Origin of the sequence: Pseudomonas sp. KCJK9016 (assembly GCF_046231795.1) — a bacterium.
GTDB lineage: Bacteria > Pseudomonadota > Gammaproteobacteria > Pseudomonadales > Pseudomonadaceae > Aquipseudomonas > Aquipseudomonas bananamidigenes.
Genome location: NZ_JBJJMM010000003.1, coordinates 293,102 through 305,568, shown reverse-complemented (window position 1 = coordinate 305,568; position 12,467 = coordinate 293,102). Strand labels below are relative to the sequence as shown.

The window sequence follows — 12,467 nt, the reverse complement described above, 5'->3', positions numbered from 1 at the left end:
ATTGCCGACAATGATGTTGTCCAGAGCGTTGCCAGTGACTACAAAATCGCCTTTCCCGCTCAGCAGCACATTTTCGACGTTTTGCAGATTGGTTTGGCTCAGGTCGACGTCAAGCTGTACACGGTTAGGGTTATAGGTAATGTTCAGAACGTCGGAGCCTTCGTTCGCGTTCTCGACCACTCGATCCAGTTCCCAGTAGCTGTCGAGGTTGTAAATGTCATCCCCGGCACCACCGATCAGGGTATCGATCCCGCCACCGCCGAACATCACGTTGTTGCCAGAGTTGCCGATAATTACGTTGTTCTGGTTATTGCCGTACGCGTTTATGTTGGCTGTACCGGTCAGGATCAGGTTTTCGACGTTGGCGGCCAGGGTGTAACTGACGGAGGACAGCGCGGTGTCGATACCGTTGTTTTCCTGGTTGGTTTCGACAATGACGTCCTGCGCATTGTCGATGATGTAGGTGTCGTCGCCGGCACCGCCGATCAAAGTGTCCGCGCCGATACCGCCGTCCAGGATGTTGTTGGCACTGTTGCCGGTGATGGTGTTGTTCAGGGCGTTGCCGGTACCGTTGAGTGCAGCGGAGCCGAGCAGGGTCAGGTTTTCGAGATTCGTGCCCAGGGTGTAGTTGATCGACGACATTACGGTATCGATTTCAGTCGGCGAATCGTTCTGCTCAATGATCGTGTCGCCGACGTTGTCGACGTAATAGGTATCGTTGCCCAATCCACCAATCAGGGTATCTGCACCCATGCCGCCATCGAGGATGTTGTTGCCACTGTTGCCGGTCAGGGTGTTGTCCATGCTGTTACCAGTCAGGGCCAGTGCGCCCGTGCCCAGTAGCAAGCCGTCCTCGACGTTGGCGGACAAGGTGTAGTTCACCGTTGCCTTGATCAAGTCGTGACCTTCGCCTGCCAGTTCGATAATCGAATCGCCAGCGTTGTCGACGGTATAGACGTCATCACCAATGCCGCCGATCAGCGTGTCGGCTCCGGCACCGCCGTCGAGCTGGTCGTTGCCGGCGCCGCCTTGCAGTGTGTTATTCGCCGCATTGCCCACCATGATGTTGTCCAGGTCATTGCCGATCACCGTGAAGGCTCCGGCACCTGACAGCAGAACGTTTTCAACGTTTTTCAGACTGCTTTGATTCAGATCGATAACGCTGGTCTGTGCATTGGCGGTGTAGGCAATGTTCAGCACATCGGAGCCTTCGCCGACTTTTTCAACCAGCAATCCCAACTCTGCAAACTGGTCGATGTTATAGATGTCGTTGCCGTCACCGCCGATCATGGTGTCGACGCCCGCTCCGCCAAACAGGACATTGTTGCCGGCGTTGCCGACAAGAACGTTGTTCAGTTCGTTGCCATAAGCATTGATGTTATCGGTACCGGTCAGTGTCAGGTTTTCAACATTGGCACTGAGTGCGTAGCTGACAGAGGCATAAACGTTGTCGATCTCGGTTGCCAGCGTGCTGGTTTCGATGATCGTATCGAGGCTGTTGTAAACCAGGTAGGTATCGTTGCCGAGACCACCGATCATGGTGTCGACGCCCCAGACACCATCGATGAGGTTGTTGCCGTCATTGCCGACAAGTACGTTGTCGAGTGCATTGCCGGTCACTTTCAGGTCGGCTGATCCAGTGATTGTCAGGTTTTCAAGGTTGTCGCCTAAGGTGTAGGCAATGGAGGAAATCACTGTATCGATACCCGCTCCCGCGAGTTCGACAATGGTATCTGCTACGTTATCGACGTAATAGGTGTCGTTGCCATTGCCCCCCTTCATGGTGTCCGCACCGGCCATGCCATTGAGAGTGTTGTCCAGGTCGTTGCCGATCAGCGTGTCATTGAACGCTGATCCAATGGCATTTTCGATCTTGGCACCGATGGCGATCGCCAAACCATCGTTAATGGCGGTGTTGCTGTTCAGATCGGTGAACGTTTTGCCGATCTGGCTGTAGCTGCCTTCGTTCAGGTTGATGGTAACGGCCGTCAGCTGGTTGCTGCCATCGATGGTGTCATTGCCACCTGCGTCCCAGATAGTTTCAAACACCGACTGGTTGGCATCCCATTTGTAGACAGTGTCGCCGGTCTGCCAAAGCATGTTGGCGCCGTACAGACTCTGGATCGCGAGGATGTCCAGTACCATCGGCGTCGTTGGCTGATAGGAATAGTTGCTGTTGTAACTCATCACGGTGAAGTGCACATCGTCCAGCGATGGGTCCAGCAGGGTCTTGTTGGTTGCGCTGGTATCGAAGGGGTGTTTGAGACCAAGCGAGTGACCGATTTCATGAACGAAGGTCAGGTAGTCATAAGTGCCCTTGACCGGATTAGGGTCACTGGTTTCCGTGCCGACCCAAACATCGCCGGCAGCCGGAAGGTTGTCAGGAAAGTAGGCCCAGGCCGCAGTCTTGTTGTCCATCAACCGATAGCCGCCAAAACGCAGGTCACCAACATTGTCGAGGGTGTCGCTGGTCAGCGTGAATGTGAGGTTGGCAACGGCACTCCATGTGCCCAAGGCGCTGGTGATCGCGGTCTTCTGTGCAGTCGTCAGCTCATACAGGGCGTAGTATTCATTTTTGGGACTGTAGGAAGTAGCGAAGTAAGAAGTCCCCGGTGCCATGAAGCTGTAGCTGAGCTTGGTGTCTCCGGCGAATGGCCAGTTCGCTCCCATCCAGTATTTGCCGGAAATAAGGCTGTCGACGAGAGCGTTGCCAGTCAATTTGGCGGGTAGTGCGAAGGTATAAGTTAAGGGCGTCGGCATGCGGGGAGTTTCCTGAGTGCGCTGCGGCCCTTCCTGAATGCGACCGCTACAAAAAAATGCGATTTTGCACCAGAAACGATACATTTGACATCATTGGGCCACTATCTTTCTGATTAATGGCGTCAAATTACTGTCCGGGCGATCTATATCGGCATGTGAAGTAGAATACTGAAGCAAGCCCACTTGCCGTTTGTCCAGGATCTCTATGTCCGTTTCCAGCCCCATGCTTATCCGAGAAACCTTTCCCGTCGGCCCACTCCAGTGCAACTGCACGATCATCGGCGACCCGATCACCAAAAAAGCCATCGTCGTCGATCCGGGCGGCAACCCTGATCTGATCATGGCGCGCCTCGATGCACTTGGGCTTAAAGTCGTCAGCATCATCCATACCCACGCGCACCTCGATCACTTCCTTGCCTCCGGTCAGATGAAAGAAAAAACCGGTGCGACCCTGCATCTGCACAAGGACGACCAGTTCCTATGGGACAACCTCGAAATGCAATGCCAGATGTTCGGTGTGCCCTATACCCCGGTGCCGTCGCCGGATCGCTGGTTGAGCGACGACGAGGAGCTCGCCTGTGGCTGCGGCGTGGCGCTTCACACACCGGGGCATACACCCGGTTCCATGAGCTTTTGGTTTTCCGAGGCTAAGCTGTTGATTGCCGGTGACACATTGTTCCGGCGCGGAGTAGGGCGCACGGATTTGTGGGGCGGCGATCAGGCGACCATCGTGCGATCGATCAAGCAGCGGCTGTACACATTGGACGAGGACGCGATCGTTGTGGCCGGACATGGCCCGGACACGCGTCTGGGCGATGAAATGCGGGAAAATCCGTTCGTGCGCGCCTAAACATTTTGTCACGAGTGCCCGGCGGAATTTTTGTGCATTGTCATGATCCAACGCCCGCAATGGTCCATTGCCAAACCGCCGTTGCACCACAGAATGCAGAAAAGTAGGAGCTCTCCATGTTCACCACGCGTCGTTTGATTATTGTCGCTACTGCCGTAGCCGTATTGTCCGGCTGCGCCTCGCCCAACCCGTATGACAATCAGGGTCAGGCCGACGGTGGCTCCCAGGGCATGAGCAAAACCGCCAAGTATGGCGGCCTCGGCGCACTGGCCGGTGCATTGGCCGGTGCTGCCATCGACCACAACAACCGCGGCAAGGGCGCCTTGATCGGCGCTGCAGTGGTCGGCGCTTCCGCAGCCGGTTACGGTTACTACGCCGACCAGCAAGAGAAGAAACTGCGTGCCAGCATGGCCAACACCGGGGTTGAAGTGCAGCGTCAGGGCGACCAGATCAAGCTGATCATGCCGGGCAACATCACCTTCGCCACCGACTCGGCGAACATCGCGCCAAGCTTCTACCAGCCGCTGAACAACCTGGCCAACTCGCTCAAGGAGTTCAACCAGAACCAGATCGAGATCGTCGGGTACACCGACAGCACCGGCAGTCGCCAGCACAACATGGACCTTTCCCAGCGTCGTGCGCAGAGCGTGGCGACCTACCTGACTTCCCAGGGTGTCAGCGGTGCCAATCTGTCAGCCCGTGGTGCCGGCCCGGATAATCCGATTGCCAGCAACGGCGACGTCAATGGTCGTGCTCAGAACCGCCGCGTTGAAGTCAACCTGAAGGCGATCCCGGGTCAGCAATACGGTGGACAGCAGCAACAACCAGGTACGGTTCAGCAGTATCCGTAACCGTCAGGTACAAAAAAGCCCCCGGACAAGTGATTGTCCGGGGGCTTTTTGTTGGTGCGAAGGCTGATTACTTCTTCAGACCGTAGTGCTCGTCGAGCATGCCCGGCGAGTTCGGGGTCTTCGGCGCATAGTCGCGCGGCGGCTCCTGATCCCGTGGTGGTGTCAGGCGCTCCCGTGGGGCCTGTGCCGCTTCGGAGTGCAGAGAAGCCAGCAGACGCTGACGGGTCTGCTCGTCCAGGGCCAGGCGGTTGGCACCCTCGGCGAGGTGGTCCTGCACTTCCTGATAGCTCTGGGTCAGCTTCTTGACCAGATTGGCGGTGCTGTTGAAGTGGGTCACCACTTCGTTCTGATAACTGTCGAAACGTTCCTGAATATCATCCAGTTGACGCTGCGTGCGGCTGGGCGCGGCGTTCGGCGCAACGCGAGCGATCAGGAAACCAATGGCGACACCCACAACCAGGGCAAGAGTCGGTAACAACCAAACTAAGAGCGAGTGTTCCACGAGTCCTTCCTCTATAAACGGCTTTGCTTTACGTTAACGGCTCGAACCTGCGCTGTATACCGCGATTCACTCGCAATAGACTGGCACAGACAATTTGCTAGACGAGTCGACCCGATCCGAGGTCACGGAGTTCCTTCCTTGCTGATGCGTGAAACCCCTGTAGTGATTGATGGCCCGGTGGGTCAACTTGAGTCCTTGTATCTGGACAATGAGCAGCCACGCGGCATCGCGCTGATCTGCCATCCCAACCCGGTGCAGGGTGGCACCATGCTCAACAAGGTCGTTTCGACCCTGCAGCGTACCGCACGCGATGCCGGCCTTGTCACTCTGCGCTTCAACTATCGCGGGGTCGGTGCCAGCGAAGGCTCCCACGACATGGGCAGCGGTGAAGTCGACGACGCTCAAGCCGCCGCTGCCTGGCTGCTGGAGAAGCACCCGAATCTGCCGCTGACTCTCTTCGGTTTCTCCTTCGGCGGATTTGTTGCAGCAAGTCTCGGCGGTCGTCTTGAGGCCCAGGGTGTGCAGATCCAGCAGCTGTTCATGGTGGCACCTGCAGTCATGCGCCTGGGCGATCAGGATCAGTTGCCGCAGCAGGGCGGGCTCACGGTGATCCAGCCGGAAACCGACGAAGTGATCGATCCACAACTGGTTTACGAATGGTCCGACAAACTCCAGCGCCCCCATGAGCTGCTGAAAGTGGCAGAATGCGGACACTTTTTTCATGGCAAGCTGACCGATCTCAAGGATCTGATCCTGCCGCGTCTTTCGAATTGATTGCAGTCTGACAAGCGATTACCCATGACGAACCGTACCCGCATCCTCACCGGTATCACCACCACCGGTACTCCGCACCTGGGCAACTACGCCGGTGCCATCCGCCCGGCGATCGTCGCCAGCCGTGACACGAACGCCGACTCGTTCTACTTCCTGGCCGACTATCACGCCCTGATCAAATGCGATGACCCGTTGCGCATCCAGCGCTCGCGCCTGGAAATCGCCGCGACCTGGCTGGCCGGTGGTCTGGATGTGGATCGCGTGACGTTCTATCGCCAGTCCGACATTCCGGAAATCCCCGAGCTGACCTGGCTGCTGACCTGCGTCGCAGCCAAGGGCCTGCTCAACCGCGCCCACGCCTACAAGGCTTCGGTGGACAAGAACGTCGAGACCGGCGAAGACCCGGATGCCGGTATCACCATGGGCCTGTACAGCTATCCGGTGCTGATGGCGGCCGACATCCTGATGTTCAACGCGCACAAGGTGCCGGTCGGCCGTGACCAGATCCAGCACGTGGAAATGGCCCGTGACATCGGCCAGCGTTTCAACCACCTGTTCGGCCAGGGCAAGGAGTTCTTCACCATGCCCGAAGCGCTGATCGAGGAAAGCGTCGCCACGTTGCCGGGGCTGGACGGTCGCAAGATGTCCAAGAGCTACGACAACACCATTCCACTGTTCTCCAGTGCCAAGGACATGAAGGACGCGATCTCGCGCATCGTTACCGACTCCCGTGCGCCGGGCGAAGCGAAGGATCCGGACAATTCGCACCTGTTCACCCTGTTTCAGGCGTTCGCCACGCCGGCGCAGGCCGACGAGTTCCGCAGCGAACTGCTGGGCGGACTGGGTTGGGGTGAGGCGAAGAACCGTCTGTTCCAGTTGCTGGACAACGAACTGGGTGAGTCTCGCGAACGTTACCAGCAATTGATCGAACGTCCGGCGGATCTGGAAGACATCCTGCAGCACGGTGCGAAAAAGGCCCGTGCGGTCGCCACTCCGTTCCTCAACGAGCTGCGTGAAGCGGTCGGCCTGCGTTCGTTCGTCAATCAGGTGCAAGTGGCTGCCACCACCAAGAAGAAGGCGGCGAAAGCCGCACGTTTCGTCAGCTTCCGCGAAGACGATGGCAGCTTCCGTTTCCGCCTGCTGGCCGCCGATGGCGAGCAACTGCTGCTGTCGCGCAACTTTGCCGACGGCAAGACCGCAGGTCAGGCAACCAAGCAATTGCAGTCGGGCCAGCCGCTGGATGTACGCAGCGAAGACCTGAGCTTCAGCGTCTGGCTGGAAGGCGAGCGCGTCGGCGACAGCCCTGTGTTCGCCGACGCGGCTGCGCGGGATGCGGCCATCGAAGCTTTGCGGATCGCTCTGACACCGGTTCAGGAATAATCAACGGCCCGGCCCGACCAAGGGCCGATTGCCATTCCCACGGGCCATCGCTACAGTGACGGCCCGTTTTTGTTGCCTTGCTAACGAATTATGACGCCCCTAGAACGATATCAAGCTGATCTGAAACGCCCGGACTTTTTCCATGACGCCGCGCAGGAAACGGCCGTGCGTCATCTGCAACGCCTTTACGACGATCTGATCGCGGCCGAGCAGAACAAGCCGGGTCTGCTGGGCAAGCTGTTTGGCAAAAAGGATCAGACGCCGGTCAAGGGCCTGTATTTCTGGGGCGGCGTGGGTCGTGGCAAAACCTATCTGGTGGATACCTTCTTCGAAGCCCTGCCATTCAAGGAAAAGACCCGTACCCACTTCCACCGCTTCATGAAGCGTGTTCACGAAGAGATGAAGACCCTCGGCGGCGAGAAAAATCCGCTGACCATCATCGCCAAGCGTTTTGCGGCGGAGTCGCGGGTCATCTGCTTCGATGAATTCTTCGTCTCCGACATCACCGACGCCATGATCCTCGGCACGCTGATGGAAGAACTGTTCAAGAATGGCGTGACCCTGGTCGCCACTTCGAACATCGTGCCGGACGGGCTGTACAAGGACGGCCTGCAGCGCGCGCGTTTCCTGCCGGCCATTGCGCTGATCAAGCAGAACACCGAGATCGTCAACGTCGACAGCGGCGTCGATTACCGTCTGCGTCATCTCGAACAGGCGGAGCTGTTCCACTTTCCGCTCAATGAAGCGGCCCACGAAAGCCTGCGCAAGAGCTTCCGTGCGCTGACGCCTGAATGCACGGCGGCCGTGGAAAACGATGTGCTGATCATCGAGAACCGCGAAATCCGCGCCCTGCGTACTTGCGATGACGTGGCGTGGTTCGACTTCCGCGAACTGTGCGATGGCCCGCGCAGCCAGAACGATTACATCGAGATAGGCAAGATCTTCCACGCCGTGCTGCTCAGCGGCGTAGAACAGATGAGCGTCACCACCGACGACATCGCCCGACGCTTCATCAACATGGTCGACGAGTTCTACGACCGTAACGTCAAGCTGATCATTTCGGCCGAAGTCGAGTTGAAAGACCTGTACACCGGCGGGCGCCTGACGTTCGAGTTCCAGCGGACCCTCAGCCGTCTGCTGGAGATGCAATCCCACGAATTCCTGTCCCGGGCACACAAGCCTTGAGCGGATTCGGCAAACAAAAAGGGCCTGCAGATGCAGGCCCTTTTTTGTGTCTGGTCGAATCGTCAGGCAGCTTGCTGGAACTGCTGTCGATACTGGTTCGGTGACAGTTCGGTGTGCTGACGGAACAGGCGTGCGAAGAAGCTCGCATCGTCGTAGCCCACTTCGTAGCTGATGGTCTTGATGCTCTTGCGGCTGCCGGACAACAGGCCTTTGGCCGTTTCGATGCGCAGTCGTTGCAGGTAGTGCAGCGGCTTGTCACCGGTGGCGGTCTGGAAGCGGCGCATGAAGTTGCGAATGCTCATGCCGTGCTCGCGGGCCACGTCTTCGAAGCGGAACTTGTCGGCAAAATGCTCTTCGAGCCAGTGCTGGATCTGCAGGATGATCACGTCTTGGTGCAGCTTCTGGCCACCGAAACCAATTCGGCCCGGTGAGTAGCTGCGCTGGACTTCATAAAGAATGTCGCGGGCCACGGCCTGGGCTACGTTGGCACCGCAGAAACGCTCGATCAGATAGATATAAAGATCGCAGGCCGAGGTCGTGCCGCCGGCGCAGTACAGATTGTCTGCATCGGTCAGGTGCTTGTCCTGGTTGAGATAAACCTGCGGAAAACGCTCGGCAAAGGCATTGAAGAAGCGCCAGTAGGTCGTCGCCTCCTTGCCATTGAGCAACCCGGCCTCGGCGAGCCAGAACACGCCGGTGGCCTCGCCGCAGAGCACTGCGCCGCGTGCATGTTGTTCACGCAGCCACGGCAGGATCTGTGGATAACGCTGGCTCAGGGTGTCGAAGTCGTCCCAGAAGGCCGGAAGGATGATGACATCGGTGTTTTCCAGGCCGCCGTCCACCGGCATGACCACGTCACTGAAGCTGTTCACCGGTTTGCCGTCGGGGCTGACCAGGCGTGTTTCGAATGCCGGCGTCAGACCCTGGCCCAGTTGTTTGCCATAACGCAGGCTGGCCAGGTGGAAGAAATCCTTGGCTTGCATGAGGGTGGAAGCGAAAACCCGGTCGATCGCCAGGATGCTGACGCGCCGCAAGGGCGTGGAGACTTGCTTGGACATAATTCATCTTTTGTTTTTATAAGGGAAAGTGGTCACCAGACGGCTGGATCGTCTTATTTTTTGTCGGATGTGTCCAGTGTCCTGTATCGGGTGTGCGGCTTAGTCTCTGAAGGTCTGATCCCTCCAATTCATAAGAAAAGGTGTCGCATGATCCCCAGAACCCTGTTCAGCTCCGAGCACGAATTGTTCCGCGACAGCGTGCGGACTTTCCTTGAAAAAGAGGCCGTGCCGTTCCACGGGCAATGGGAAAAGCAAGGCTACATCGACCGCAAACTGTGGAACAAGGCAGGGGAGGCGGGAATGCTCTGCTCGCATCTGCCGGAGGAGTACGGCGGGCTGGGGGCGGACTTTCTATACAGCGCCGTAGTGATCGAGGAAGTCGGGCGATTGGGCTTGACCGGAATCGGCTTCTCGCTGCATTCGGACATCGTTGCGCCTTACATCCTGCACTACGGCAGCGAAGCGCTGAAGCAGAAATACCTGCCGAAGCTGGTGTCCGGCGAGATGGTCAGCGCTATCGCAATGACCGAACCTGGCGCGGGTTCCGACTTGCAGGGCGTCAAAACCACTGCGGTGCTGGACGGTGACGATTATGTGATCAACGGCTCTAAAACCTTCATCACCAATGGTTTTCTCGCCGATCTGGTGATCGTGGTTGCGAAGACTGACCCCAAGGCCGGCGCCAAGGGCACCAGTCTGTTTCTGGTAGAGGCGGGCACCCCGGGCTTCGATAAGGGTAAACGTCTGGAAAAGGTCGGAATGAAGGCACAGGACACGTCGGAACTGTTCTTCCAGGATGTGCGTGTACCAAAGGAAAACCTGTTGGGCCAGGCCGGAGCAGGATTTGCCTATCTGATGCAGGAGTTGCCCCAGGAGCGTCTGACCGTGGCGATTGGCGGTTTGGCCTCGGCCGAGGCGGCGCTGCAGTGGACGCTGGATTACACCCGTGACCGCAAGGCGTTCGGCAAGGCTATCGCCGACTTCCAGAACACGCGCTTCAAACTCGCGGAGATGGCCACCGAGATTCAGATTGGCCGGGTGTTCGTCGATCGCTGTCTGGAACTGCACCTTCAGGGCAAGCTGGATGTACCGACAGCGGCAATGGCCAAATACTGGGGCACCGATCTGCAATGCAAGGTGCTCGACGAGTGCGTGCAGTTGCATGGCGGGTACGGTTTCATGTGGGAATACCCGGTGGCCCGTGCCTGGGCGGATGCACGGGTGCAGCGGATCTATGCCGGCACCAATGAAATCATGAAGGAAATCATTGCGCGGTCGCTTTGAGTTTTGCAGTGAGTTGACTGGCCCCTTCGCGAGCAGGCTCGCTCCCACGAGGATCACGCTGTACCTGTGGGAGCGAGCCTGCTCGCGAAGCTTTTTAGCGGCTGATCACGGTGCCGGGTTCGGGTGATCCTTGTGAATCGCCTCGATGCCTGCCAGCACTTCGTCCGAGAGGTTCAGATAGAAACTGGCGATGTTGCTGTCCAGTTGCTCCAGGGTCGTCGCACCGATGATGTTGCTGGTGACGAACGGTTGCTGGTTGACGAATGCCAGCGCCATTTGCGCCGGATCCAGGCCATGTTCCCGGGCGAGCGCCACATAACGGCTGCAGGCTGCTTCCGATTGCGGATTGAAATAGCGGCTGAAACGGCTGTAGAGGCTCAGGCGGCCTTTTGGTGGACGGGCGCCGCCCTCGTACTTGCCCGACAGAAAGCCGAACGCCAGTGGCGAATAGGCGAGCAGGCCGCACTGTTCGCGAATCGCGATTTCCGCCAAGCCGATTTCGAAGCTGCGGTTGAGCAGGTTGTACGGGTTCTGGATCGACACCGCGCGTGGCCAGCCACGGGCTTCGGCCAGGGCCAGAAAACGCATGGTGCCCCACGGCGTTTCGTTGGACAGACCGATATGGCGGATCTTGCCGGCCTTCACTTGCTCATCGAGCGCTTCGAGCGTGTCTTCGAGTGGCGTGAGGTTGGCTTCGGTCTTGTGCTTGTAGCCCAGCTGTCCGAAAAAATTGGTGCTGCGCTCAGGCCAGTGCAATTGATACAGGTCGATATAATCGGTCTGCAGACGCTTGAGGCTGGCGTCCACCGCTTCGGTGATGTGTTGGCGGTTGTGGCGAAGGTTCCGGTCGCGGATGTAGTCGATGGTGTTGCCGGGGCCGGCGATCTTGCTGGCGAGGATCCAGTCGGCGCGGTCGCCGCGGCTCTTGAAGTAATTGCCGATGTAACGCTCGGTGGTGGCGTAGGTTTCGGCTTTCGGCGGCACCGGGTACATCTCGGCGGTGTCGATGAAATTGATCCCGGCGCCCTTGGCTCTCTCGATCTGCGCGAAGGCTTCGGCTTCGGTGTTTTGCTCGCCCCAGGTCATGGTGCCGAGGCAGATTGCACTCACGTTCAGGTCGGTGCGGCCTAGCTGGCGATAGTCCATCGGGTGCTCCTTGGGCAAAGCAATCATAAAAGCAGGTTGAATATTTTTTCGCAATCTGCATAATTGCCGACCTCTTTCTGCAGTGGAAGTGATGCCCCGCCGCCGAAGAATCTTGCCGTTGAACGGACGCGCCGACCCGAGCCCCCGAAAGCGTCTGTATCCGGCTGCCTTTGACTTGTCAAAGTACGCACTATTCAGTAAGATCCGCCGTCTTATTTACAGGCGGCCCCTGAGGCTATAAAGAATGAAAACTTTTACTGCTAAACCGGAAACAGTAAAGCGCGACTGGTTTGTCGTCGACGCTGCTGGTCAGACCCTGGGTCGTCTGGCCACCGAAATCGCGAGCCGTCTGCGTGGCAAGCACAAGCCTGAGTACACCCCTCACGTTGACACCGGCGACTACATCGTCGTGATCAATGCTGAACAAGTACGTGTTACCGGTGCCAAAACCAGCGACAAAATGTACTACTCCCACTCCGGTTTCCCGGGCGGTATCAAGTCGATCAACTTTGAAAAGCTGATCGCCAAGGCCCCTGAGCGCGTGATCGAGACCGCGGTTAAAGGCATGCTGCCTAAGAACCCGCTGGGTCGCGACATGTACCGTAAGCTGAAAGTCTATGCGGGCGCTGCACACCCTCATACTGCTCAGCAGCCCCAAGAACTGAAGATTTAACGGA

General features: G+C 58.1%; 11 protein-coding genes. 7 read left to right on the top strand and 4 right to left on the bottom strand.

Annotated features, from left to right (window positions below; all coding sequences use genetic code 11):
* On the bottom strand, window positions 1-2,760 hold a 2,760-nt coding region (locus ACK6BI_RS04520; RefSeq protein WP_409316132.1), incomplete at its 3' end, for a matrixin family metalloprotease.
* Between the two features lie 205 nt (window positions 2,761-2,965).
* Between ACK6BI_RS04520 and ACK6BI_RS04515 the strand changes: the two genes are divergently transcribed.
* Together ACK6BI_RS04515 and ACK6BI_RS04510 are read left to right on the top strand one after the other, a co-directional pair.
* Window positions 2,966-3,610, top strand: coding sequence for an MBL fold metallo-hydrolase (locus tag ACK6BI_RS04515; protein WP_409316131.1), 645 nt, complete (start codon window positions 2,966-2,968; stop codon window positions 3,608-3,610).
* A gap of 116 nt (window positions 3,611-3,726) precedes the next feature.
* Window positions 3,727-4,461 carry an OmpA family protein gene (locus ACK6BI_RS04510; RefSeq protein WP_065261680.1) on the top strand — a complete coding sequence of 245 codons (735 nt, stop codon included), beginning with the start codon at window positions 3,727-3,729 and terminating at the stop codon, window positions 4,459-4,461.
* Between the two features lie 67 nt (window positions 4,462-4,528).
* Here ACK6BI_RS04510 and ACK6BI_RS04505 read toward each other — a convergent pair whose 3' ends face one another.
* Complete coding sequence (locus ACK6BI_RS04505) at window positions 4,529-4,963, bottom strand: YhcB family protein (protein WP_039766275.1); 435 nt, start codon at window positions 4,961-4,963, stop codon at window positions 4,529-4,531.
* 144 nt (window positions 4,964-5,107) lie between these two features.
* Between ACK6BI_RS04505 and ACK6BI_RS04500 the strand changes: the two genes are divergently transcribed.
* The 3 genes from ACK6BI_RS04500 (at window position 5,108) to zapE (ending at window position 8,302) form a co-directional block, all read left to right on the top strand.
* A complete protein-coding gene (locus tag ACK6BI_RS04500; RefSeq protein ID WP_409316148.1) occupies window positions 5,108-5,737 on the top strand; it encodes an alpha/beta hydrolase in 630 nt (209 codons plus the stop codon).
* A 24-nt stretch (window positions 5,738-5,761) separates the two neighbouring features.
* Window positions 5,762-7,117 (top strand): tryptophan--tRNA ligase, encoded by a 1,356-nt coding sequence (locus ACK6BI_RS04495; RefSeq protein ID WP_409316130.1) that lies wholly within the window; start codon window positions 5,762-5,764, stop codon window positions 7,115-7,117.
* Between the two features lie 90 nt (window positions 7,118-7,207).
* Window positions 7,208-8,302 carry a cell division protein ZapE gene (gene zapE / locus ACK6BI_RS04490; RefSeq protein WP_065261678.1) on the top strand — a complete coding sequence of 365 codons (1,095 nt, stop codon included), beginning with the start codon at window positions 7,208-7,210 and terminating at the stop codon, window positions 8,300-8,302.
* A gap of 62 nt (window positions 8,303-8,364) precedes the next feature.
* Here zapE and ACK6BI_RS04485 read toward each other — a convergent pair whose 3' ends face one another.
* Window positions 8,365-9,261 (bottom strand): GlxA family transcriptional regulator, encoded by an 897-nt coding sequence (locus ACK6BI_RS04485; protein ID WP_176704507.1) that lies wholly within the window; start codon window positions 9,259-9,261, stop codon window positions 8,365-8,367.
* A 246-nt stretch (window positions 9,262-9,507) separates the two neighbouring features.
* Here ACK6BI_RS04485 and ACK6BI_RS04480 point away from each other — a divergent pair, with 246 nt between their 5' ends.
* Window positions 9,508-10,644: an acyl-CoA dehydrogenase family protein gene (locus tag ACK6BI_RS04480; protein ID WP_409316129.1), complete on the top strand. Its 1,137-nt coding sequence runs from the start codon at window positions 9,508-9,510 to the stop codon at window positions 10,642-10,644.
* Between the two features lie 105 nt (window positions 10,645-10,749).
* Here ACK6BI_RS04480 and ACK6BI_RS04475 read toward each other — a convergent pair whose 3' ends face one another.
* Window positions 10,750-11,790 (bottom strand): NADP(H)-dependent aldo-keto reductase, encoded by a 1,041-nt coding sequence (locus ACK6BI_RS04475; RefSeq protein ID WP_409316128.1) that lies wholly within the window; start codon window positions 11,788-11,790, stop codon window positions 10,750-10,752.
* Between the two features lie 244 nt (window positions 11,791-12,034).
* Here ACK6BI_RS04475 and rplM point away from each other — a divergent pair, with 244 nt between their 5' ends.
* A complete protein-coding gene (gene rplM / locus ACK6BI_RS04470; protein WP_013789889.1) occupies window positions 12,035-12,463 on the top strand; it encodes a 50S ribosomal protein L13 in 429 nt (142 codons plus the stop codon).
* Window positions 12,464-12,467 lie beyond the last annotated feature (4 nt).